This window comes from Streptosporangium amethystogenes (genome assembly GCF_000721075.1).
GTDB lineage: Bacteria > Actinomycetota > Actinomycetes > Streptosporangiales > Streptosporangiaceae > Streptosporangium > Streptosporangium amethystogenes.
Genome location: NZ_JOEQ01000002.1, coordinates 47,059 through 68,570 on the forward strand (window position 1 = coordinate 47,059; position 21,512 = coordinate 68,570).

Annotated in this window: 20 protein-coding genes; 6 read left to right on the forward strand and 14 right to left on the reverse strand. The window is 70.9% G+C overall.

Annotation, left to right across the window (positions count from 1 at the left end):
• Window positions 1-67: 67 nt before the first annotated feature.
• Complete coding sequence (locus tag IG98_RS0101980) at window positions 68-544, reverse strand: Lrp/AsnC family transcriptional regulator (protein WP_030904509.1); 477 nt, start codon at window positions 542-544, stop codon at window positions 68-70.
• A gap of 122 nt (window positions 545-666) precedes the next feature.
• On the opposite strand from IG98_RS0101980, the gene IG98_RS0101985 reads away from it, so the two are divergent.
• Both IG98_RS0101985 and IG98_RS0101995 read left to right on the forward strand, forming a co-directional pair.
• Entirely contained in the window at window positions 667-1,620 is a 954-nt protein-coding gene (locus IG98_RS0101985; protein ID WP_030904511.1) for a pirin family protein, read from the forward strand.
• 361 nt (window positions 1,621-1,981) lie between these two features.
• The gene (locus IG98_RS0101995; protein WP_245651371.1) at window positions 1,982-3,388 is read left to right on the forward strand and encodes a dihydrolipoyl dehydrogenase family protein; all 1,407 of its coding nucleotides are present in this window, start codon (window positions 1,982-1,984) and stop codon (window positions 3,386-3,388) included.
• Between the two features lie 151 nt (window positions 3,389-3,539).
• Here IG98_RS0101995 and IG98_RS0102000 read toward each other — a convergent pair whose 3' ends face one another.
• Together IG98_RS0102000 and IG98_RS0102005 are read right to left on the reverse strand one after the other, a co-directional pair.
• Window positions 3,540-4,694 carry an acyl-CoA dehydrogenase family protein gene (locus tag IG98_RS0102000; protein ID WP_030904517.1) on the reverse strand — a complete coding sequence of 385 codons (1,155 nt, stop codon included), beginning with the start codon at window positions 4,692-4,694 and terminating at the stop codon, window positions 3,540-3,542.
• A gap of 215 nt (window positions 4,695-4,909) precedes the next feature.
• Window positions 4,910-6,025, reverse strand: coding sequence for a M24 family metallopeptidase (locus tag IG98_RS0102005; RefSeq protein WP_051751428.1), 1,116 nt, complete (start codon window positions 6,023-6,025; stop codon window positions 4,910-4,912).
• Between the two features lie 225 nt (window positions 6,026-6,250).
• Here IG98_RS0102005 and IG98_RS0102010 point away from each other — a divergent pair, with 225 nt between their 5' ends.
• The 3 genes from IG98_RS0102010 (at window position 6,251) to IG98_RS0102020 (ending at window position 9,887) form a co-directional block, all read left to right on the forward strand.
• Window positions 6,251-7,468, forward strand: coding sequence for a PP2C family protein-serine/threonine phosphatase (locus tag IG98_RS0102010; protein ID WP_245651372.1), 1,218 nt, complete (start codon window positions 6,251-6,253; stop codon window positions 7,466-7,468).
• Between the two features lie 17 nt (window positions 7,469-7,485).
• Window positions 7,486-8,379, forward strand: coding sequence for a 5'-3' exonuclease (locus IG98_RS0102015; protein ID WP_030904523.1), 894 nt, complete (start codon window positions 7,486-7,488; stop codon window positions 8,377-8,379).
• A gap of 80 nt (window positions 8,380-8,459) precedes the next feature.
• The gene (locus IG98_RS0102020) at window positions 8,460-9,887 is read left to right on the forward strand and encodes an RNB domain-containing ribonuclease (RefSeq protein WP_030904525.1); all 1,428 of its coding nucleotides are present in this window, start codon (window positions 8,460-8,462) and stop codon (window positions 9,885-9,887) included.
• Window positions 9,888-9,942: 55 nt separating this feature from the next.
• Here the strand turns inward: IG98_RS0102020 and IG98_RS0102025 are convergent, their stop codons facing one another.
• The 7 genes from IG98_RS0102025 to IG98_RS50065 all read right to left on the reverse strand — a co-directional run bounded on the left by IG98_RS0102025 (window position 9,943) and on the right by IG98_RS50065 (window position 17,168).
• Window positions 9,943-12,672 carry a DEAD/DEAH box helicase gene (locus IG98_RS0102025; protein ID WP_030904527.1) on the reverse strand — a complete coding sequence of 910 codons (2,730 nt, stop codon included), beginning with the start codon at window positions 12,670-12,672 and terminating at the stop codon, window positions 9,943-9,945.
• Window positions 12,673-12,755: 83 nt separating this feature from the next.
• Window positions 12,756-13,631: a diacylglycerol/lipid kinase family protein gene (locus IG98_RS0102030; protein ID WP_030904529.1), complete on the reverse strand. Its 876-nt coding sequence runs from the start codon at window positions 13,629-13,631 to the stop codon at window positions 12,756-12,758.
• 17 nt (window positions 13,632-13,648) lie between these two features.
• Window positions 13,649-14,503 carry a twin-arginine translocase subunit TatC gene (gene tatC, locus IG98_RS0102035; protein WP_245651373.1) on the reverse strand — a complete coding sequence of 285 codons (855 nt, stop codon included), beginning with the start codon at window positions 14,501-14,503 and terminating at the stop codon, window positions 13,649-13,651.
• 140 nt (window positions 14,504-14,643) lie between these two features.
• A complete protein-coding gene (gene tatA / locus IG98_RS0102040) occupies window positions 14,644-14,979 on the reverse strand; it encodes a Sec-independent protein translocase subunit TatA (protein WP_030904533.1) in 336 nt (111 codons plus the stop codon).
• Window positions 14,980-15,045: 66 nt separating this feature from the next.
• Window positions 15,046-15,234, reverse strand: coding sequence for a hypothetical protein (locus IG98_RS0102045; protein ID WP_030904535.1), 189 nt, complete (start codon window positions 15,232-15,234; stop codon window positions 15,046-15,048).
• 24 nt (window positions 15,235-15,258) lie between these two features.
• The gene (locus IG98_RS50060) at window positions 15,259-16,215 is read right to left on the reverse strand and encodes a helix-turn-helix transcriptional regulator (protein ID WP_030904537.1); all 957 of its coding nucleotides are present in this window, start codon (window positions 16,213-16,215) and stop codon (window positions 15,259-15,261) included.
• Window positions 16,212-17,168 (reverse strand): helix-turn-helix transcriptional regulator, encoded by a 957-nt coding sequence (locus tag IG98_RS50065; protein WP_030904539.1) that lies wholly within the window; start codon window positions 17,166-17,168, stop codon window positions 16,212-16,214. Before IG98_RS50065 ends, IG98_RS50060 begins: the two co-directional genes overlap by 4 nt.
• Before the next feature lie 39 nt (window positions 17,169-17,207).
• Between IG98_RS50065 and IG98_RS0102060 the strand changes: the two genes are divergently transcribed.
• Window positions 17,208-18,305: a DUF3866 family protein gene (locus IG98_RS0102060; RefSeq protein WP_030904542.1), complete on the forward strand. Its 1,098-nt coding sequence runs from the start codon at window positions 17,208-17,210 to the stop codon at window positions 18,303-18,305.
• Here the strand turns inward: IG98_RS0102060 and IG98_RS0102065 are convergent.
• From IG98_RS0102065 to IG98_RS46495, 4 genes are all read right to left on the reverse strand, one after another.
• Window positions 18,251-18,727: a DUF3291 domain-containing protein gene (locus IG98_RS0102065; protein ID WP_030904544.1), complete on the reverse strand. Its 477-nt coding sequence runs from the start codon at window positions 18,725-18,727 to the stop codon at window positions 18,251-18,253. The two genes, IG98_RS0102060 and IG98_RS0102065, sit on opposite strands and share 55 nt — an antisense overlap.
• A gap of 31 nt (window positions 18,728-18,758) precedes the next feature.
• The gene (locus IG98_RS0102070) at window positions 18,759-19,400 is read right to left on the reverse strand and encodes a helix-turn-helix transcriptional regulator (protein ID WP_030904546.1); all 642 of its coding nucleotides are present in this window, start codon (window positions 19,398-19,400) and stop codon (window positions 18,759-18,761) included.
• 48 nt (window positions 19,401-19,448) lie between these two features.
• Window positions 19,449-20,345 (reverse strand): FKBP-type peptidyl-prolyl cis-trans isomerase, encoded by an 897-nt coding sequence (locus IG98_RS0102075; protein ID WP_051751384.1) that lies wholly within the window; start codon window positions 20,343-20,345, stop codon window positions 19,449-19,451.
• A 142-nt stretch (window positions 20,346-20,487) separates the two neighbouring features.
• Window positions 20,488-21,438, reverse strand: a complete 951-nt coding sequence (locus tag IG98_RS46495) for an FKBP-type peptidyl-prolyl cis-trans isomerase (RefSeq protein ID WP_051751387.1) — start codon at window positions 21,436-21,438, stop codon at window positions 20,488-20,490.
• Between the last annotated feature and the right edge of the window lie 74 nt (window positions 21,439-21,512).

The following is a 21,512-nucleotide window of genomic DNA, read 5'->3' on the forward strand; positions in this document are numbered from 1 at the left end:
CCGTTCAGCTTGGATCAAATACCCCACACACGGCAAATCGGTATTTAGTAGCCTGCGCCCACGGGGCTCAGGCGCGCTCGTCGGGCTTACCGGCCTCCGTACCGGCCGGCTCCGGGGGACGGTGCTCGTACGGCGTGCTGAGCACCACGGTGGTGCGGGTGGAGACGTTGGCGGCGGTGCGGATCTGGTTCAGCAGTTCCTCAAGCGCGATCGGCGAGGCCACCCGGACCTTGAGGATGTAGCTCTCGTCCCCGGCCACGCTGTGGCACGCCTCGACGGCGCTCAGGTGGGCCAGCCGCTCCGGGGCGTCGTCGGCGGCGGCCGGATCGATCGGCTTGATGGACACGAACGCGGTGAGCGACAGCCCGATGGCGTCGTAGTCGACCAGCGCCGCGTAACCCCGCAGCACCCCGCGCTTCTCCAGCCTGCGCACCCGCTGGTGCACCGCCGACACCGACAACCCGGTCTCCCTGGCGAGATCGGTGAAGCTCATCCGGCCATCTCGGGCCAGCAACGCGACGATACAGCGGTCGATCTCCTCCATCCCGTAAACGGTAACGGCACCGGAGAGCACACGCACCGCCCGGATGTCACGGCACGGTCCCAACCACGGGCAACCTCAAACCCGGTTCCCGTGACGGCCGGATCAGAACGTAAAGTCGCGAGATGAGCAACCTGGAAACGGATTCGCGGGAGTCGGCGTGCGGTGGCCTCGCGGACGTCGCTGCGGAGCCGGTGACCGAGGTTCTGGCCGGCAGGGACGTGGTGCTGGGCGGCCCGCGGGCGATGAGGGTCACCAGAACCCTGCCGAACCGGAACATCAGAATGGTCGGCGCCTGGTGCTTCGTCGACCACTACGGCCCGGAGAAGGCGACGATGAGCGTCCCCCCGCACCCGCACACCGGGCTGCAGACCGTCAGCTGGCTGCTGGAGGGCGAGATCCTGCACCGCGACAGCGTGGGCAGCGAGCAACTGGTCCGGCCCGGTCAGCTCAACCTGATGACCGCCGGGCATGCCATCTCCCACTCCGAGGAGTCGCCCGCCGAGGCCGCCCTGCACGGGGTCCAGCTGTGGGTGGCGCTCCCCTCCGCCGCCCGCGAGACGGCTCCGGCCTTCGAACACCACCCGGTACTGCCCGAGCTGACCTCGCCGGGCGTCAGGGTGACCGTCATCATGGGCGAGCTGGACGGCCTCACCTCACCGGCGACGACCCACACCCCGCTGGTCGGGGCCGAGGTGGCACTGGAGGCGGGCGCGGTGATCTCGCTTCCGCTCCGTCCCGGTTTCGAGTACGCCGTACTGGCCCTGTCGGGCGCCGTACGGGCCGGCGGGACCGACCTGGCCCCCGGGCCGCTGCTCTACCTGGGCAGCGGGCGCTCGGAGCTGACGCTGCGCGCCGAGGAGGCCTGTCGGCTGCTGCTCATCGGCGGTGAGCCGTTCGAGGAACGGATCGTCATGTGGTGGAACTTCGTCGGGCGGTCGCATGAGGAGATCGCAGAAGCCCGGCAGGCATGGGCGGAGGGGTCCCGTTTCGGCGAGGTGCACGGCTACGACGGTGACCGGCTGCCCGCTCCCGCCCTGCCGTCGGTGGCGCTGAAACCGCGAGGGCGGGTGCGCTGACCTGGGGTGAGTTGTCGTCATCCTCTCAGCAGTCCCTCACCGACCCCGACCGGCTGTTCCTCGATGCCGCGCAGGGCGACACCTTTTACTCGCCAACTGTTCGGGGCACCGAACCGACCGGCCTGGAAGACGAGCCGTTTGCCGGCCTGAACCCGGGCGACGCCGTCCTGAAGCTCGACGTGGGTGGATGGCTGGGCCGCTACGAGGCCGACCGGCCCGACGTCAGCCCCGCCGCGGGGGATCGGGACCCGCCGGGCTCTCCCTCGTGGCTTCCCACAGGCCGGGAATGCGAAGCTGGTACGGCCGCGCCACGGGGATGACGCGAAATCGACGACCGGCTCGGTCTGGGAGGTAGTTCGTGGTGGACGAGTTCGACGTGGTGGTTGTGGGCGCGGGCCCCGCGGGCGAGAACGTCGCCGATCGCGCGGTCAGGGGAGGGCTGACCGCCGCGATCGTCGAGAGGCGCCTGGCCGGTGGCGAGTGCTCGTACTGGGCGTGCATCCCCAGCAAGGCACTGCTGCGCCCGGTGGAGCTGGCTGCCGAGGTCGCCCGGGTACCGGGCCTGACGCTGGGCCCGATCGACACCGCCGCCGTGCTCGCCCGGCGCGACGAGGCGGTGTCCCACCTGGACGACAGCGGCCAGGTCGAGTGGATCAGGAGCGTGCCCGTGGAGTTCGTACGCGGTCACGGGCGGCTGGACGGCCCAGGACGGATCGCGGTGAGCACGGAGGACGGCTCGATCCGCACGCTGACCGCCAGGCACGCGGTCGTGCTGGCCACCGGCAGCGACGCGCTCGTCCCGCCGATCCACGGCCTGGCCGAGGCCAGGCCGTGGACCAGCCATGAGGTGACGGCGGCCAGGAGCGTCCCCGAGCGGCTGGCCGTGCTGGGCGGCGGCGTGGTGGCCTGCGAGATGGCCCAGGCCATGCACGGACTCGGCGCGAGAGAGACGACGGTGCTGGCGCGCGGCGGTCTGCTCGGCAGGATGGAGCCGTTCGCCGGGGAACTGGTGGCCGCCTCGTTCGCCGAGGCGGGCATCACGGTGCGCGAGGGCGTCCAGGTGACGAAGGTCGAGCGGCCCAGACCGGGAGGACCGGTCACGCTCCACCTGTCCGAGGGCCCGCCCGTCGAGGCGGACGAGCTGCTGGTGGCCACCGGCAGGCGTCCCGCGACCGGCGACCTGGGCCTGGAGACTGCCGGCCTGGAGGCCGGGCGCTCGGTGCAGGTCGACGACAGCATGCGCGCGACCGGCGTCCCCGCCGGCTGGCTGTACGCGGTGGGCGACGTCAACGGCCGCGCTCTGCTCACCCATATGGGCAAGTACCAGGCACGACTGTGCGGCGACGTCATCGCGGCGCGAGCCAAGGGTGAGCCCGACGACCTGCCGGGACTGCGCGACGTGGCGGACGGGTACGGCGCGCCGCAGGTCGTCTTCACCGACCCGCAGGTGTGCGCGGTCGGCCGGACCGAGGCCCAGGCCCGCGCCGACGGGTTCGACGTCCGCGTGGTCGAGTACGACCTGGGCCGGGTGTCGGGAGCCTACCTGCAGGGCGACGGCTACCGCGGCATGGCCAAGGCGGTGGTGGACGAGCGGCGCCGCGTCCTGCTGGGGGTGACCTTCGTCGGCCCGGCCGTGGGCGAGCTGCTGCACGCCGCGACGATCGCCGTCACCGCCGAGGTGACCCTCGACCGACTCTGGCACGCCGTGCCGTCCTTCCCCACGGTCAGCGAGATCTGGCTGCGGCTGCTGGAGACATACGGGCTCTAGGAGCGTGTCTCGGTAACGACGATCGCCTGCTGTCGGGGTGTTGGCAGCGAGGCGCCTCAGAAGGGTGAAACGCGCATACCAGTTGTCAGGGAATCCCTGACAACTGAGGAGTGCGCCGTGACACCGCCTGACACCCCGGCCGACCGGGAGGTCATGCCCGGTCGCTCCTGGCCAGGGCGCGGGAGATGACAAGGCGCTGGACCTGGTTGGTGCCCTCGACGATCTGCAGGACCTTGGCCTCCCGCATGTGACGCTCGACCGGGAAGTCCTCCACATAGCCGTAGCCGCCGAGGACCTGGACCGCGTCGGTGGTGACCTTCATGCACATGTCGGTGGCGAAGAGCTTCGCCATCGCCGCCCGCGTGCCGTAGGGCCGGCCCGCGTCGCGCAGCCGGGCGACGTCCAGGTAGAGGGCACGGGCGGCGGCGATCTGGGTGGCCATATCGGCGAGCATGAAGCCGACGCCCTGGAAGTCGACGATCCGCGAGCCGAACTGGCGGCGCTCGGCGGCGTACGCGGTGGCGGTCTCGAAGGCGGCCTGCGCCACGCCGACGGCGCAGGCGGCGATACCGAGCCTGCCGCCGTCCAGGGCGGCCATGGCGATCCTGAAGCCCTCCCCCTCGGCGCCCAGCAGCGCCTCCGGCCCCAGCCGCACCCCGTCGAAGCGGACCTGGGCGGTCGGTGACGACCTCATCCCCATCTTCCGCTCGGGCGCGCCGAACGACAGCCCCTCCGTCTCCGCGGGCACGTGGAAGCAGGAGATGCCGCGCGCGCCGTCGGCCGAGGTGCGGGCCATCAGCGTGTAGAAGTCGGCGGCGCCGCCGTGGGTGATCCAGGCCTTGACCCCGTCGACCGTGTAACCGTCCTCACCGGAAACCGCCCGGGTGGCCAGCGCGGCGGCGTCGGACCCCGACTGCGGCTCCGACAGGCAGTAGGCACCCAGCCGTTCACCGCCCAGCATCCGGGGAAGCAGATCGGCGCGCTGCTCGGCGGTGCCGTAGGCGGCCACCGGGAAACACGAGAGGGTGTGAACCGACAGGCCGAGCCCCACCGCCAGCCAGCCGGCCGCGAGCTCCTCGATCACCTGCAGGTAGACCTCGTACGGCTGTGCCGCCCCGCCGTACTCCTCGGAGTAGGGCAGGCCGAGCAGCCCCGCGCGGCCCAGCGTGGTGAACACCTCCCTGGGGAAGCGCTCGGCGGACTCGTCGGCCGCGGCCCGGGGGGCGACCTCCTTGCCGATCAGGTCGCGGACCAGGTCCAGCAGGTCGTGGGCGTCACCGGTCGGCAGAACGCGCTCAACGGTCATCTGAATCCTTCCAACGTGAAGACCCCGCCCCCTGGGCTCGGAGGGAGGGATCGCGTCCGCGTGCTCCAGGTCCTGGCGCGAACGACGAAGGTGGGTGGCCGGGGTCGCCGGCCACCCCGATTCTGGCACCCGCCGGACGACCGCGATCGCGCCCCGGGGCGCGATCGTCACGGCGCGGCCGGACGGGGCCGGCGGGGAGCCTGCCGGAGCACCCGTCAGACGACCACCAGCTCGCGGGTGCGGTGGTTGACCCGCTCGCCGCCCTCCTCCGTGCAGATGAGAATGTCCTCGATGCGGGCGCCATGTGCCCCGGGCAGGTAGATGCCCGGCTCGACGGAGAAGGCGAAACCGGGCGCCATCGGCTCGGCGTTGCCCGCGACGATGTAGGGCTCCTCGTGGGTCTCCAGGCCGATGCCGTGGCCGGTGCGGTGAATGAAGTAGTCGCCGTACCCCTCGGCCGCGATCACGTCTCGCGCGGCGGCGTCGATCGCCTCGCACGGCACCCCGGGACGCACCGCGTCGCAGGCCGCCTGCTGGGCGTGCCTGAGCACCTCGTAGTACTTCAGGAAGCCCTCCGGAGGCTCGCCGATGGCGTAGACACGGGTGGAGTCCGAGCAGTAGCCGTCGGGCATCTGCCCCCCGATGTCGACCACGATCGGCTCGCGCTCGGAGACGATCCGGTCCGACAGCTCGTGGTGCGGGCTGGCGCCGTTGGGACCGGAACCGACGATGACGAAGTCGACGGTGGAGTGCCCGGCCGCGATGATCGCCTCGGCGATGTCCCTGCCGATCTCCCGCTCGGTCCGGCCGGCCCGCAGGAAGCCGGGCACCTGAGCGTGGACGGCGTCGATCGCGGCGCCCGCCTCGCGCAGCGCCGCCACCTCGGCCGGGCTCTTGCGCATCCGTAGTCCGCGCAGGACCGTCCCGGCGAGCACCTGCTCGGCTCCGGGGACCGCATCGCGCAGGCGCAGCGACTGCATCGCCCACATCCGGTCGGCGAGGCCCACCTTTCCAACCGCGCCCAAACGCCCGCCGACGACCGCGTAAGGGTCGTCGGTCTCGTCCCAGGGGACGAACTCCACGCCGAGTCTGGACGCCGGAGAGTGCTCGGCAGCGGGCAACTCCAGGCGGGGCACCATCAGGAACGCCTCACCCACGACCGGGAGCACCAGGCAGGTGAGCCGCTCCAGCGGCAGCGCCTCATAACCGGTCACATAACGCAGGTCCGGGCCTGGCGTGAGCAGTAGCGCGTCGAGCCCGGCGGCGGCGGCGGCCTCGCGGGCAGCCTCCAGGCGGGTCACAGGATAGAGATCAGAGGAGTCTGTCGTCACACCGACCAATCTAATCCGGGGCGAAGCGGCGATGCATCCGGGAGCGGCCCCGGGACCGAAACTCAGGGAAAGGAAGGTACGACGACGTCCCCACCACTACAATCCGTTGAAGTACGATCACATTTTGTTGGCAAAATGCCCGCAAAGCTATACATTTCGAGAGCGAGCTACATGGTCGGCGTAGTGGGCGGCCACCAGCCCCCCCTCCCCCCACGAAACGACCAGGTGACCGATCCGGCTCCGTCGATCACCGCCGAGATCGCGCAGCGGTTGCGAGACGAACCGGACGAGCACATGGCCGTGGAGCGGCAACTCCTCAACACCCGCCTGGCGCACGCGGAACGCCTGGGCGATATGGGCTGGACCGAGTGGAATCTTCAGACCGGAGAGTCCACCTGGTCCGATCAGGTGTACACCATATTCGGCCGGGATCCCGGCGACGGCCCGATTCACCTGCGCGATCTGACCGGCCACGTCGAGGCGACCGATCGCCCCGACCTCGACCTGCGCCTGTGGTCCGTCATGCACCGGGCCGAGCCCGGGGAGGTCGAGTTCCGCATCCGCCGCCACGGCGAGCTCCGCCACCTTCGCGCTGTGCTCGACCCCGTCGTGACCGGCGGTCACGCCGCCGTGCACGGTGTCGTCCAGGACATCACCTGCCGACGCCGCGCCGAGCGCATCATGTCCGAGTCGCGGAGCAAGCTGCTCCGGGTTCGCGAACAGGCCGAGGAGGAACACCATATGAGCCTCGCGCTACGCGAGGCGATAATGCCCGGCCTGGGAGAGACCATCGACCTGCCGCACGCGCGTGTCGCGGTCCGCTATGTGGCGGCGGACGCCAAGCCCAGCCTCGGCGGCGACTGGTACGACGCCGTTCCCCTGCCCGACGACCGGGTGCTGCTGGCCATCGGCGACGTGGCCGGGCACGGGATGCCCGCGATCTCCCAGATGGCCCAGCTGCGGCACGCCCTGGTCGGCCTCGCGATGACCGGCCACTCCCCCGACCGGTTGCTGGCCTGGCTCAACGACTTCGTGCTGCACCGGATGCCGGAGACGACGGCGACCACGATCGTCGGCCACCTCGATCCGACCACCAGGATGTTCACCTGGGGACAGGCCGGGCACCCGGCACCGATCCTGGTCCGCGAGGGGACCGCCACCCAGCTCGACCCGCCCGCCGGAGTGCTGCTGGGCGCCACCCCCGACGAGCCGTACGAGCTGGCCGGGGTCGAGTTGCGGGAGGGCGACCTGCTGCTGCTTTTCACCGACGGGCTGGTGGAGCGGCGCACCCGGGACATCGACGAGGGCCTGGCGCTGACCATGGAGGCCGCGGCCCTGCTGAGGGGGGATCCGAACGACGGGCTCGATCAGCTCATCGAGGTGATCGGCGGCCCCAATCCAGAGGATGACACCTGCGTTCTGGCCATCGGGGTGCTCGGCTGATTGGTTAAATGGTCGCCATGCCCGGCCTGATGCTTCTTGACACCCCGTCGCTGTACTACCGCGCCTTCTACGGGATTCCCGAGTCGATGACCTCGCCCGGGGGCATGCCCGTCAACGCGGTGCGCGGCGTCATCGGCATGATCGCCATGCTGGTCCGCCGGTACTCTCCCCACGAGCTCGTGGCCTGCATGGACGCCGACTGGCGCCCCGCCTTCCGGGTGGCGGCCATCCCCACATACAAGACCCACCGGGTCGCCGAGGGCGGTGCCGAGGAGACTCCGGACACGCTCGCCCCGCAGGTGCCGGTGATCGAGCAGGTGCTCGACGCGGTGGGCATCACCCGCATCGGCGTGCCCGGCTACGAGGCCGACGACGTGATGGGCACGCTCACCGCACGGGCGAGCGGCCAGGTCGACGTCGTCACCGGTGATCGCGACCTGTTCCAACTGGTCGACGACTCCCGGCCGGTTCGCGTTCTCTACACCGCCAGGGGGGTCAAGAACCTCCAGCTGGTCGACGAGGCCGCCGTCGCCGAGAAGTACGGCATCCCCGGCCGCTCCTACGCCGACTTCGCCACTCTGCGCGGCGACCCCAGTGACGGCCTGCCGGGCGTGCCGGGGGTAGGCGACAAGACCGCGGCGGCTCTGATCACCCGGTTCGGCTCCCTGGAGGCACTGCTACGTGCCGTCGACGGGGACGGCGACCTGACCTCGGGGCAGCGTGCCAGGCTGTCGGCCGCCCGCGACTACCTGCGGGTGGCCCCCGAGGTGGTCCGGGTCGCCCGCGACGCCCCCCTGCCCGAGGCCGATCTCACGCTCCCGGCCAAGCCCCGCGACCCGGCCGCCCTGGCGGCGCTGAGCGAGTGCTACGGCCTGGGCGGGCCGCTGGAACGCCTGACCTCCACGCTCTGACCCATCCACCGAATGTCCGATCTGACCATTTCGCCCTATTCAGTAGGGCGGGGCCGCCGTAAGCCGGTAGGTTGCTCCCTGTGCCTCACAAGAGCATCCGGGTCCCCGGAGAGTCCCACCCCCGGCTCGACGACGGTTTCGAACGGATCCGCCGTGAGATGAAGCTGCCCGAGGGGTTCCCCCGGGCGGCGGTCGACGAGGCCGAGTGGGTCGCCGAGGTGCCCACCCTGCCCCGGCTGGACCGGACCGACCTGCCACTGATCACCATCGATCCGCCGGGGGCGATGGACCTCGACCAGGCCGTGCACCTGGAGGAGCAGCCCGGCGGCTACCGCGTCTGGTATGCCATCGCCGATGTCGGGGCGTTCGTCAGGCCCGGCGGGGCGATCGACACCGAGGCCCGCACCCGGGGCGAGACGGTCTACATGCCCGACGGGCGCGTGCCGCTGCACCCGCCGCTGCTGTCGGAGGCCGCCGCCAGCCTGCTGCCGGGTGTGACCCGGCCCGCCGCGCTGTGGTGCGTCGACCTCGACGCGGAGGGCCGGATCGTGGGCGCGGACGTGACCAGGGCGCTGGTACGCAGCCGCGAGCGGCTCGACTACGACTACGCGCAGGCCGCGATCGACACCGGCACCGCCGACGGCACGCTGCGACTGCTGGCCGAGATCGGCCGGCTCAGGCTCGCACTGGAGCGGGCCAGAGGCGGCGTCACGCTGCCCACCCCCGACCAGGAGGTCGTTCCGGACGGGGACGGCTACCGGCTGGAGCTGCGTGCCCCGCTGGAGGCCGAGGCGTGGAACGCGCAGATCTCGCTGCTGACGGGCATGGCCGCCGCCTCGATGATGCTGGACGCCGAGATCGGCCTGCTGCGGGTGCTGCCGCCCGCCCCCGCCGAGAGAGTCGCCCAGGTTCGCAGGGTGGCCGCGGCACTCGGCGTGCCCTGGCCGGAGGGGGCGGGGTACGGCGACGTCGTGCACGCCCTCGACCCGAAGATTCCCGAGCAGGCCGCGTTCCTTCAGGAGTCGACGGTGCTGCTGCGCGGCGCCGGCTACGTGGCCTTCAACGGCGACCCCCCCTCGCAGGCGGAGCACGCCGCGGTGGGCGCGCCGTACGCGCATGTGACCGCGCCGCTGCGCCGACTCATCGACCGCTATGCCACGGAGATCTGCCTGGCCGTCGCGGCGGGCGAGCCGGTGCCGCAGGACGTCCAGGAGGCCATGGGCGAGCTGCCGGAGATCATGCATGCCACCGGGCGGCGCGTGAACGGCGTCGAGCGGGCGTGCGTGGATCTGGTGGAGGCCTTCGTGCTTCGCGAGCGGGTGGGCCAGACGTTCGACGCGGTGGTGATCGACGTGGCCGAGGACCGGCCATGGGGCCAGGTGCAGCTCACCGATCCGGCGGTGGTGGCCCGCTGCGACGGCGAAGGGCTCGGGCTGGGCAGGAGCGTGCGCGTGCGGCTGACGCGCGCCGACCCGACCACCCGTGAGGTCCGCTTCAGCCTGGCCTGACCGTGCCTCGTCCGGGAGACCGGTCGTGCCCGGCACGCCCCCCGCACGGCCCGGCTCAGGCCAGGGACGAGTAGGCCACCACCCCGCGACGCAGCGCGTCCATCGCCTTGCCCGCGTTCTGCTTGACCTTGCTCCCTGCGGGGGCGGCAGTGGAGATCTGGCCGAGCAGGTCGAGCAGCTGCTTCATCCAGCGTACGAAGTCTCCCGCGGCCAGCTCCGCGCCGCCGGCACCGTCTCGGAGCACGGAGTCCAGGGTGTGGCCCCTGGCCCAGCGAAAGGCCGCCCAGGCGAAGCCGAAGTCGGGTTCCCTGATGAACGACAGGCCGTGGTCGCTCTCGATCGACTCCAGCTCACTCCAGAGACGGACCATGTCGGCCAGCGTCTGCTGCGCGCCGCCCGCGGGAATCCTGGGCTGGCGGGCGTCGTCGGCCTGTCTGGACTCGAAGACCAGCGAGGAGACGCACGCGGCCAGCTCGGCCGGGTCCAGGTCGTTCCAGAGTCCGGCGCGCAGACACTCGGCGGTCAGCAGGTCCAGCTCGGTGTAGAGCTGGGCCAGGCGGCGGCCCTCGGTCGTGACGCTCTCACCGTCGAGGTAGCCGAGCTGGTCGAGCACCCCGCAGACCTTGTCGAAGGTGCGGGCGATGACGTGGGAGCGGCCCTCGACCCGGCGGCGCAGCCCCTCGGTCTCGCGGAGCAGCTTGTGGTAGCGCTCGGCCCAGCGGGCGTGGTCCTCACGCTCGTCACACCCGTGGCAGGGGTGCCGGCGGATCTCCCGGCGCAGGCGGGTGATCTCCTCGTCCTCGGTGGCATGGTCGCGTGCCCTGACGGGCTTGCCGAAGTCCCGGTCGCCGATCTTGGCGTGTACCGAGGAGACCAGGTTGGCCCGCTCCTTCGGCGAGCGGGCGTTGAAGTTCTTCGGGATGCGCAGATGCTCGACCGGTTCGACCGGGACGGGGAAGTCGGCCGGGGACAGCTTCTTGACCTGCTTGCCGATGGTCAGCACCAGCGGGGACGGGCCCTCGCCCCGGGAGTTGAGGCCGGGATCGAGAACGACGGCCAGGCCGGCGCGGCGCCCGCCGGGAATCCTGATGATGTCGCCGGGCTTGAGCGCCTCCAGCGAGCGCAGCGCCTGCGTCCTGCGGGCCGCGCCGCGCTGGCGTGACAGCTCGGCCTCCCTGTCGGACAGTGCCCTGCGCATCGCGGCGTACTCCTCGAAGTCGCCCAGATGGCAGGTCATCGCCTGGCGGTAGCCCTCCAGGGCCTCCTCGGCCCGGCGCACCTGCTTGGCGATGCCCACCACGGCCCGGTCGGCCTGGAACTGCGCGAACGAGGACTCCAGCAGCGTCCTGGCCCGCTCCCTGCCCACCTGGCCGACCAGGTTGACCGCCATGTTGTACGAGGGGCGGAAGCTGGAACGCAGCGGGTAGGTGCGGGTACTGGCCAGGCCGGCGACCTGGAGGGGGTCGGTGCCCGGCTGCCACTGGACCACCGCGTGGCCCTCCACGTCGATGCCGCGGCGCCCGGCTCGCCCGGTGAGCTGGGTGTACTCGCCGGGAGTGAGGTCGGCGTGGGTCTCGCCGTTCCACTTGTCGAGCTTCTCGATCACCACGGAGCGGGCGGGCATGTTGATGCCCAGCGCGAGGGTCTCGGTGGCGAACACGGCCTTGACGAGGCCGCGGGTGAACAACTCCTCGACGACCTCCTTGAAGGCCGGGAGCATGCCCGCGTGATGGGCGGCCAGGCCCCGCTCCAGGGCGTCGCGCCACTCGAGGTAGCCGAGCACGGCCAGGTCCTCGTCGGGCAGGTGCGCGGTGCGCTCGTCGACGATCTGGCGGATCTCGTGGCGCTCGGCGTCGGTGGTGAGCCGGATGCCGTCGTGCAGACACTGCATGACGGCGGCGTCGCAACCGGCCCTGGAGAAGATGAACGTGATCGCGGGCAGCAGGGCGTCGGCGTCCAGCCGCTCGATGGCCGCGGCCCGGTCCGGCGGGCCGCTCCTGCGGGGCCGCGAGTAGCCGCGGCGGCCCTTGCCGTACGCCTGACGCTCCTCGTCCCTGGCGATGCGCAGCAGGTTGGGATTGATCTGGGGGCGACGATCCTCGTCGCCGGTGACGAACAGGTCGTAGATCCGGTTGCCGACGAGCATGTGCTGCCAGAGCGGGACCGGGCGGTGCTCGTCGACGATGACGCTGGTGTCGCCGCGGACCTCTCCCATCCACTCGCCGAACTCCTCGGCATTGCTGACCGTGGCGGACAGGGCGACCAGCCGCACCGACTCGGGTAGGTGGATGATCACCTCTTCCCAGACCGCGCCACGGAACCGGTCGGCGAGGTAGTGGACCTCGTCCATGACGACGAAGCCGAGCCCCGCCAGGGTGCCGGAGCCGGCGTAGAGCATGTTGCGCAGCACCTCGGTCGTCATGACGACGATGGGAGCCTCGCCGTTGACGCTGTTGTCACCGGTGAGCAGGCCCACCTTGGTCGCGCCGTACCGCCTGACCAGGTCGTTGTACTTCTGGTTGGACAGTGCCTTGATCGGGGTGGTGTAGAAGCACTTGCGGCCCTCCGCCAGGGCCAGGTGCACGGCGAACTCGCCGACGACCGTCTTTCCCGAGCCGGTGGGAGCCGCCACGAGGACCCCGTCGCCCGCCTCCAGCGCCCGGCAGGCGTCGATCTGGAAGTCATCCAGATCGAAGTCGTACAGGCCGCGGAACGAGGTCAGCGCCGGCCCACTCTCAGCCTGGCTCTGACGGAAGGCAGCGTATCGTTCCGCTGGGGTCGTCATACCTCTCAGCCTACCGATATCGGGATTCCGGTCCGTCCCCCTTTTTACCCGGCGATCCGGCCGATCGCGCGGGCGGCGCCGCCCTAAACCAGGACCGCCAGCGCTCCGGGAACGACCTCGCAGGTCAGCGGGGTGGGACCGACCCGCTCGCCATCGGCGTAGGCGATCACTCCGGGGGCCTCCAGCCGCACCCTTCGGGCGCGGTGCATGGTGACGGCGGGGTGGCTCGCGTGCGAGCCCCGGTAGACGCGGGGAAAGGCGCGCAGGAACTCCCCCCGGGGGACGGCGCCGAGGATCGTCACGTCCAGCAGACCGTCGTCGGGCACGGCATCGGGGCACACCCGCATGCCCGCGCCGTACGAGCGGGTGTTGCCGACCGCGACCAGCATGGCCTCCCGCTCGACGATCTCACCGTCCAGGTCGATCCGGAACGGGATGGACCGGAAGGAGCGCAGTTCCTCGGCGAGGGCGACCAGGTATTTGGCCATGCCTGGCGGCCAGGTCATCTGGTTGGCCCGCTCGTTGACGCGGGAGTCGAAGCCGCAGGCCACCACCCCGGCGAACCACTCCTCCTCGCCCACCTTCGCGGCGTCGACGGTGCGCACCCGCCCGCGCAGCACGGTGTCGGCGGCGGCCAGGGGCGCCTTCAGCGGGATGCCGAGCGCGCCCGCGATGTCGTTGCCGGTGCCCACCGGGATGACGCCCAGCGGCACGCCGCTGCCCGCGACCGCCTGGAGTGCCAGGTGGACCAGGCCGTCACCGCCGAAGGCCACCAGCGCCTCCGGTTCCTCGGCCACGGCCGTGCAGGCGCGGTCCAGGGCGTCGGCGGCGGAGTCTCCGAGGATCACCGAGACCTCGCGACCGCCCTGCCGCAACCGGTCGAGCACCGGGGAGAGCAGTCCCCGTGAACGGCCGCCACGGGCGGCGGGATTGACGAGGACTGCGATCTCTGCGGGCACAGACCGGAACTTATCCCCTATTTACTGGGATCGGTGTCGGTCGTTCTCGAATCGATAGGAGCCGGATCACCGATGGGTGTCACGTCGCCCAAGGGCGCGGCGTCGTCGTCGAGTGAGGAGGCCTCGTCGTCGTCGAGGTGGGAGAAGTCCTCGCCCTTCGGCTGCCTCTTCTCCCGCAGGTACATAAATCCCTCGGCCAGGCCGAACAGCAGCACCATCGGCAGGGCGAGCGCGATCATCGTGAACGGGTCGCCACCGGGGGTGGCGATCGCTCCGAAGACGAACATCAGAAAGATGACCATACGGCGGTGCTTGGCCACCAGCGCGTGCGGCAGCACCCCGATGATGTTCAGGAACACCATGAGCAGCGGCAGTTCGAAGGAGATGCCGAACACGATGAGCATGATCAGCGCGTAGCCGAGGTACTCGTCGATCGTGATGCCGGTCAGCGTTCCCGGCGGGGCGAACCCGAGCAGGATCGACAGCCCCGTGTCCATCACGAAGTAGGCCAGAGCCGCGCCCGCGAGGAACAGCGGGACGGCCAGCACGATGAACAGGATCGAGTAGCGCTTCTCGTTGCGGTACAGGCCGGGGGTGACGAAACCCCAGATCTGCCAGAGCCAGATCGGTGAGGAGACGACGAGGCCGAACATCGCCGCGACCTTGAGGTTCACGAAGAAGGAGTCGAAGACGCCGAGGATCAGCATCGTGCACTGCCCGGGCCGCAGCTCCTGCGCCTGGGGGAGCCCGCAGTAAGGGGCGGAGACGAACTGCCAGATTGGGCCGAAGAAGATGAAACCAACCACGATGCCCGCGAGCAGGCCGAGCATGGCGATGATCAGCCGGTTGCGCAGCTCGCGCAGGTGCTCCATGAGCGGCATACGACCGTCGCCAGAGTCAGCGGGCGGTTCCGCCCCGTTCCGGCCCGGTTTAGGCCACTTCAGCAGCGCCATTCACGAATCCTGGGGTGACGAGTCGGTTGATCAGGGGTAGATCTTCAGGCTACCGCCGATCACTGCGTCTTGGGCGCTCCAGCCTGGGCCCGCAGCCTGGCCGCCTGCTCCTCGAGCTGGCGGGCCTGCTCCTCGACGCTCAGCGCGGAGGCCGGCGTCGAAGTCGCGGCCGGGATCGGCTGCGGTGCCGGGGCGGCGGGCTGGGCGTGGGCCTGGACGACCGTGGTGGTCGCGTTGTCGGCCTCGTCGTCATCGCGGAGCTTGGCGGTCTCCGACTTGAAGATGCGCAGCGACCGGCCGAGCCCGCGGGCGGCTTCCGGCAACTTCTTGGCACCGAAAAGCAGCACCAGGATCAAGCCGATGATGATCAGCTCAGTGGGTCCGAGGTTTGGCATTACACATCCTTACGCCGAACGACGTGCAGTCTCTGCATCCGATCGTACGCTGCCCCGGGGGCAGACTCACCCCTTCGGAACACGTATCGTCCCCCCGCTCTCGCCGAACAGCACCCGGACAGGCTCCAGCCTCCCGTGCGCACGGTCGATCTCGCGGCCGAGTTCGGTGGCCGCGCGCAGTACGCGAACGGCCAGGAAACCGAGGGTTCCCAGCCCCACGAGGGCCAGCGAGAGCGCGGCGATGATCCAGCTCATGGTGGGAGATCCTAGTACCGCACGTCAGAAGATCGATTCGTAACGATTCAGCGCGGCCGTCGCGGCGGCGCGCACGCTCTCGTCCAGCGAGGCGGGCGAGATCACCCTGCCGGTGTCGCCCAGGCGCAGCGCCAGGCGTACCACCCAGCCCTGGTCCCTGGCCCGCAGCGCCACCCGCACGCGGCCCTCGCCGAGCTCGGTGACCCGCTCGCACGGGTAGTACTCGGCGACCCAGCGGCCCGCGGCGGTCAGCTCCAGCTCCACCAGCTCGTCGGTCGGCGAGGGCCGGAACACCCCGGGCGTCACCTCGTCCGGCACGGCGTCGGCGGGCGGGTCGGCGGGCACGTCGAGCACGTCGACGGAGAGCATCCGGTCCAGCCGGAACAGCCGGACCGCCTCGGCCCGGTAGCACCAGCCCGACAGGTAGGGACGGCCGTCCACGACGACCAGGCGCATCGGGTCGACCTCGCGCGGGGTGATCTCGTCGCGCCCCGGCACGTAGTAGCGCAGCGACAGCCGTCTACCGCGCCGCAGCGCCTCGTTGACGCTGGGCAGCGCGTCGGGCGCGGCGTCGACCTCCACCGCGACCTGGCTGCTGACCGCCGCCGCGCCCTCGCCCGAGGCCTGCTCGAACTTGGCGATGACCCGGGCCAGCGCGTCACGTTCCCCGAACTCCGGCATCTCGGCGAGCAGGCGCAGCGCGACCAGCAGGGCGCTGGCCTCGTCCACCCCCAGCCGCAGCGGGCGGGCGATGGTGTCGGCGTTGTCGATGACGATCTCTCCACCGTCCCACGACACGTCGATCAGGTCGCCGGGGGTGTGGCCGGGCAGCCCGCACATCCACACCAGCTGCAGGTCGTCGATGAGCTGCTTCTCGCTCAGGCCGAAGATCTTCGCGACCTCGGGCACCTGTGCCCCGGGGTGCGACATCAGATAGGGCACCAGCGCCAGCAACCTGGGCAGGCGATCGGCGGTGCTCACGCGAGTGCTCCCTTCAGACGGCAGATCACCGCGTCGCGGGCGTCCGGCGGGCCGACCACCTCCGCGTCGGCGGCGAAGCCCACGATCCACCCGGCCAGCCGGCCGGGATCGGTGAAGTCGACCTCCAGCTCGTCCCATCCGTCGCCGACGGGCCGCACCGCCTTCGCCACCTGGCGCAGTCCCTGGCAGGTGTCCTGCCTGACCCGGACGAGGGCGGTACGCTCCCGGATCGCGGCGTCGCTGTAGACGACCATGGACTTGATGTCGACGCCCTCGGGCACCACCACGGAGCCCGGGCGGCCGACGGTGGTGACCGCCCCGCCGATCCGGCTGAGCCTGAAGACCCGCGGCGCGTCCCGGTCACGGTCGTGGCCGACCATGTACCAACGGCCGCGGCGGCTGACCACGCCCCACGGCTCCACGGTGCGGGTCAGCACGTTCTGGCTGGCCGCCGCCCGGTAGGCGAAGCGGACCGCCCGCCGGTCACGCACGGCCTCCCAGAGCGCGGGAAAGGCCGGATCCTGGGTGTCGACGCGCAACTCCAGTGCCCCGCCGAGCACCCCGTACGCCTCGTCGGTCTCCACGCCCCCGGCGCGCAGTTTCAGCAGCGCGCCACTGGCCGCCTCGGCCAGACTGGCCCGTTGCCACACCTGGGCCGCCAGGCCCACCACCGCGGCCTCGTCCGGCTCCAGGGTGATCTCCGGCAGCTCGTAGGCCTGGCGGACGATCCGGTAACCGGGATCCTCCTCCCAGGGGTCCTTGTGGACCTCGATCGGGATGCCGATCTCACGCAGCTCGTTCTTGTCCCGCTCGAACATCCGCTGGAAGGCCTCGTCGTTGTCGGCGTCGTAGCCCGGCACCGCCTGGCGGATGTGTTCGGCGCTGAGCGGCCGCCGCGTGGCCAGCAGGCAGATCACGAGATTGAGCAGCCGCTCGGTCTTCCGACGCGACATCCGGCCTCCTCCCTGTTCAAGTGACGCTACCCTTCCCCCGTGATCAGATGGCGCAGGGGCGAGGTCGTACGGATCCGGCGCGAATGGCCGGGGGCAATGGAACTCGACGTGACCACCGAGGACGGTGAGGCGCGCGCGCTCGCCTATCCGGCCCTGGTGGGACGCCCCGAGCCCGGTGACGTGGTGCTGCTCAACACGACCGCGCTCGCGATGGGTCTCGGTACGGGAGGTTACGCCATGGTGGTGGCTGTTCCCGACCGATTGCCACAAGATCCTCAAGGTCCCGGACACCTGGTGAAGGCACGCTACACCCCGTTGCAGACCACCGTACTCGGCGCGGACGAGCAGGACTCGCCCTTCCACCACCTCCTGCGTGACGCCGACTCCGTGGACGGCATGCCGGTGATCGTCGCCGACCTGCACTCGGCCCTGCCGGCGATTCTCTGCGGCCTGTACGGCTCGAATCCGCCGCGTACCGGGGAGTCCGGCGGGCACCGGCCCGCCAGGGTCGCCTACGTGATGCTCGACGGGGGCGCGCTGCCCGCCTGGTTCTCCATGTCGTGCGCGCGGCTACGGGAGGCCGGCTGGCTGTGCGGGGTGGTCACGGTGGGCCAGGCCTTCGGCGGCGACGTGGAGGCGGTGACGCCGCACACCGGCCTGCTGGCGGCCCGGCACGTCCTGGGGGCCGATGTCGCGATCGTCACCCAGGGGCCGGGCAACCTGGGCAGCGGCACCCGCTGGGGCTTCTCCGGCGTCTCGGCCGGCGAGGCGGTCAACGCCGCCGCCGTCCTCGGGGGCCGGCCGGTCGCGGCGCTGCGGGTCAGCGAGGGGGACCTGCGCGAGCGCCACGTCGGGGTCTCCCACCACTCGCTGACCGCCTACGGCCGGGTGGCGCTGGCCCCCGCCCAGATCGCCGTACCCGTGCTGCCCGGCGACTTCGGCAGGCGGGTGACCGAGCAGTCGCGCCCGCTCGCCGCGCGGCACGAGCTGGTCGAGGTACCGGTGGACGGGCTGTACGCGGCGTTGCGGGAGTCTCCGGTCAGGCTGTCGACGATGGGCCGCGGCCTGGACGAGGACCTGGCCTACTTCCTGGCCTCGGCCGCCGCCGGACGCCACACGACCTCGCTGCTGTCGTAGAAGTCCTTGAAGGTAAAGGCCTCAGGTGTGGGGCCTTCCCTCCTGAGCCGCTCCAGACGTTCCATTCCCTCAGCCAGCCTCGGCTCGTACCCCTCGGGAATCCACCACATCACCGAGGACGGCTCCGCCATGCGCAGGAACCATTCTCTGCGCCGCTGCAGGAACTCCAGGTGGCCGCTGCGGTAGACGTAGTCCCACAGCGCCTCGCGCGACTCCCAGACCGAGAAGTTGACCAGCAGGTCGTCACCGTAGTCGTGCTTGACCGTGTCCTCGGGGGCGTCACCGCCCTTGAGCCTCCAGACGAAACCGGGGGTCGCCTCGGCCAGCCGGTCGATGGGGTCGAGACCGGCGACGAAGGAGGCCAGCTCCGGGGAGTCGACGGGAGCGCGCATGTGGGCGATGTTCAGTTGGGCCAAGTGCATGAGCACAGCAGATCATTCCGACGCTTCTATGTCAATTCTCATTGTTTTTAGAGAAGGTGACGCAGCACTCCTCCGGGCGCGGGTCCAGACGGGCCGCCGAGGTGTCCTGGCCAAGTGCCTCCAGCAGCCCTCTGCACAGCCCCAGGTTCACCGAGCAGACCAGCAGCGGATGCTCCTCGGCCGGCACGTGGAACGGGCAGTTGCGCAGCCGCACCCTGCCCTCCTCCTCGTACGGCTCGTAGCCGCGCCGCCGCAGCACCCCGACGAGATCATCGTCCTGCCGCGCGAACCCGGCCCCGGCGCGTCGCGCGACCTGCTCGGCCCGCTCCTCCCCGCCGAGCGACTCGACCGCCTCGGCCAGCACCAGGGCGAGCGTTCGGTAGTCCCTGGCGGGCACGCTGACCTGCCACTCCCCCGGCGCCCTGTGATAGACCTTCGCCGGCCGGCCGCTGCCGGGGCCCGTCCGCTCCGTCAGCCGCCTGAAGCCCGCGTCAAGCAGGCCGGCCTCGACGAGCCTGTCGAGGTGGAAGGCGGCCAGAGTCCGCTGGATCCCCACCGCCTCGGCCACCTCGTTTCGCCCCACCTCCCGGCCACGGGAGGTCACATAGTCGTAGACGGCCCGGCGCACCGGGTCGTGAAGTACCGCCACCTTGTCGAGGTCATCACCGCTCACAGCCCGGATTGTAGGTGGGGGCGGCGAAGGTCGCGTCCGGCGCACGGATCAGTAGGCGGCCAGCACGTCGACGACGAAGACGAGCGTCTCGCCGGGTTCGACGGACGGCGGCAGGCCGTTCTCGTAGCCGAACCTGGGCGGGACGATCACCAGGACCCGGCTGCCCACCGGAACGCCGACCAGCGCCCGGTCCCAGCCCGCGATGACGCGGCCCTTGCCGATCTGGAAGGCCTTGGGGTGCCCCGCCGCCCAGGTGGAGTCGGAGGCGTCCTTGCCCCAGACCCTGCTCTCGTACTGGGTGACGACGAGCTGCCCCGCACGGGTCTCGGCCCCGGCGCCCCGGACGAGGATCTTGCTCCTCAGGCCGCCGGGAGGCGCGGTGCCCGGCAGGGAGATGGCCGGGCGCCCACCGGAGGTTCCGGTGACCCTGACCCCGTCGAGAACCCCGCCCCCGCCCTTCGCGGCGGCGTCGGGCGGGAAGGCGCCGAGCACGTCGACCACGTAGAACAGCTCGTCCTCGACGGTCATCCCGCCGGGCGGGTTGGGGCCGTACGCCTCCTCCGGCGGAACCGCGACGACCACCCGGCTGCCGACCTTGTGGCCGCGCAGGGCCTTGCCCACACCGGTGATCGTCTGGTTCAGCGGAAAGGACGCCGGGGCGCCCTGGTTGAAGCTGGAGGCCAGCAGACGGTTGTCCTTGCCGTCCCACACGTGCGCGGTGTACTGGGCGACGACCAGGTCGTTCCCCCCGATCTCGGCGCCGGTGCCCGTCATCAGCTCGGTGAATTTCAGGCCGCCGGAGGGCGCGCCCTCGGGAAAGCGCACGGTGGGCCTGTCACCGAAGTTCCCGAGCACCTCGACCTCCGGCCCCGCCTGCCCGTCGCCGGAGGCGCAGGCGGTGACCAGCACGAGCGAAAGCGCGGCGAGCAGTGCCGTGGGACGCATCCGAACTCCCGGGGCCGGTGGCTGCGCCAACCCTAACGCCCTATTGGGAGAATTGTCAGTAGCTGGAGATCGCGATCGGAAAACGCGAACCCGGCCGTACGCGCACGGCCGGGTTCGAAGGTGAGTCGCTCCGCGGGGAGCGTCAGTAGGCGGCCAGCACGTCGACCAGGAAGACCAGGGTGTCGGTTCCCTTGATCTTGTCGCCGGAGCCCGCCTTGCCGTAGCCGAGGTCCGGCGGGATGCTCAGCAGCACCCGGCTGCCCACGGGCACGTCGACCAGCCCCTGGTCCCAGCCCTTGATGACCTTGCCGGTGCCGATCTGGAACATGATCGGCTGGCCACCGCGGGACCAACTGCTGTCGAACTCGACGTCCGAGCCCCAGATCTTCCCGGCGTACTGGACCAGGATCGACTGACCGGACTTGACCTTGGGCCCCGCACCCTTGATCACCGTCTTGACGACGAGTTCCTTGGGCGCCTTCTCCTTGGTCTTGGTGGTGAGCTTCGGCGCGGTCTCGCCGCCCGGGTTCTCCACCTTGACGCCGGCGAGGCCGGGGTCGGTCGCGGTGCCCTGGGCCGCCTTCCCCTCGGGGACGCCGACCACGTCGACCACGAAGACCTGCGACTGGCCCGCGGGGGCCTGCGCCTGCTGCTCCTGGGGCAGTGCGTCCTTGCCGACGACGGACATGAACCTGCCGCCGCTCTTGGTCTCGGCGAAGCCCTTTCTGAGGATCTCCGGGACCTGCTCGTTGAGCGTGATGACCTGTGGACCGCCCTCGTCGTAGGTCGAGCCGGCGAGCTTGTTCTCCTTGCCGTCCCAGGCGAAGACCGTGAAGTTGGCCACCACATTGGTGCCGAGCTTGGCGGTCTCCCCCTCGGTGCCGGGGGTGAGCACCTTGTAGGAGGAGGTCTCCATGACCTTGGCCGGGAAGACCACGTTCGGCTTGGCACCGATCGCCCCGGTCACCTGTGGCTCGGTGACTCCGCTGCCGGCAGAAGTGGAGGCGCCGGTGGCGGTCTCCCCTCCCGAGCCGCATGCTGCGGCGAACATCAGAGGCACTGCGGCCAGTACGGCCATGCTGCGGCGGCGCATAGGTATCCCTCAAGCAGACGTCAGGTTCGCGCCACACTACCCGTACTGGCATACGGAGGAGGTAAGCATTAAAG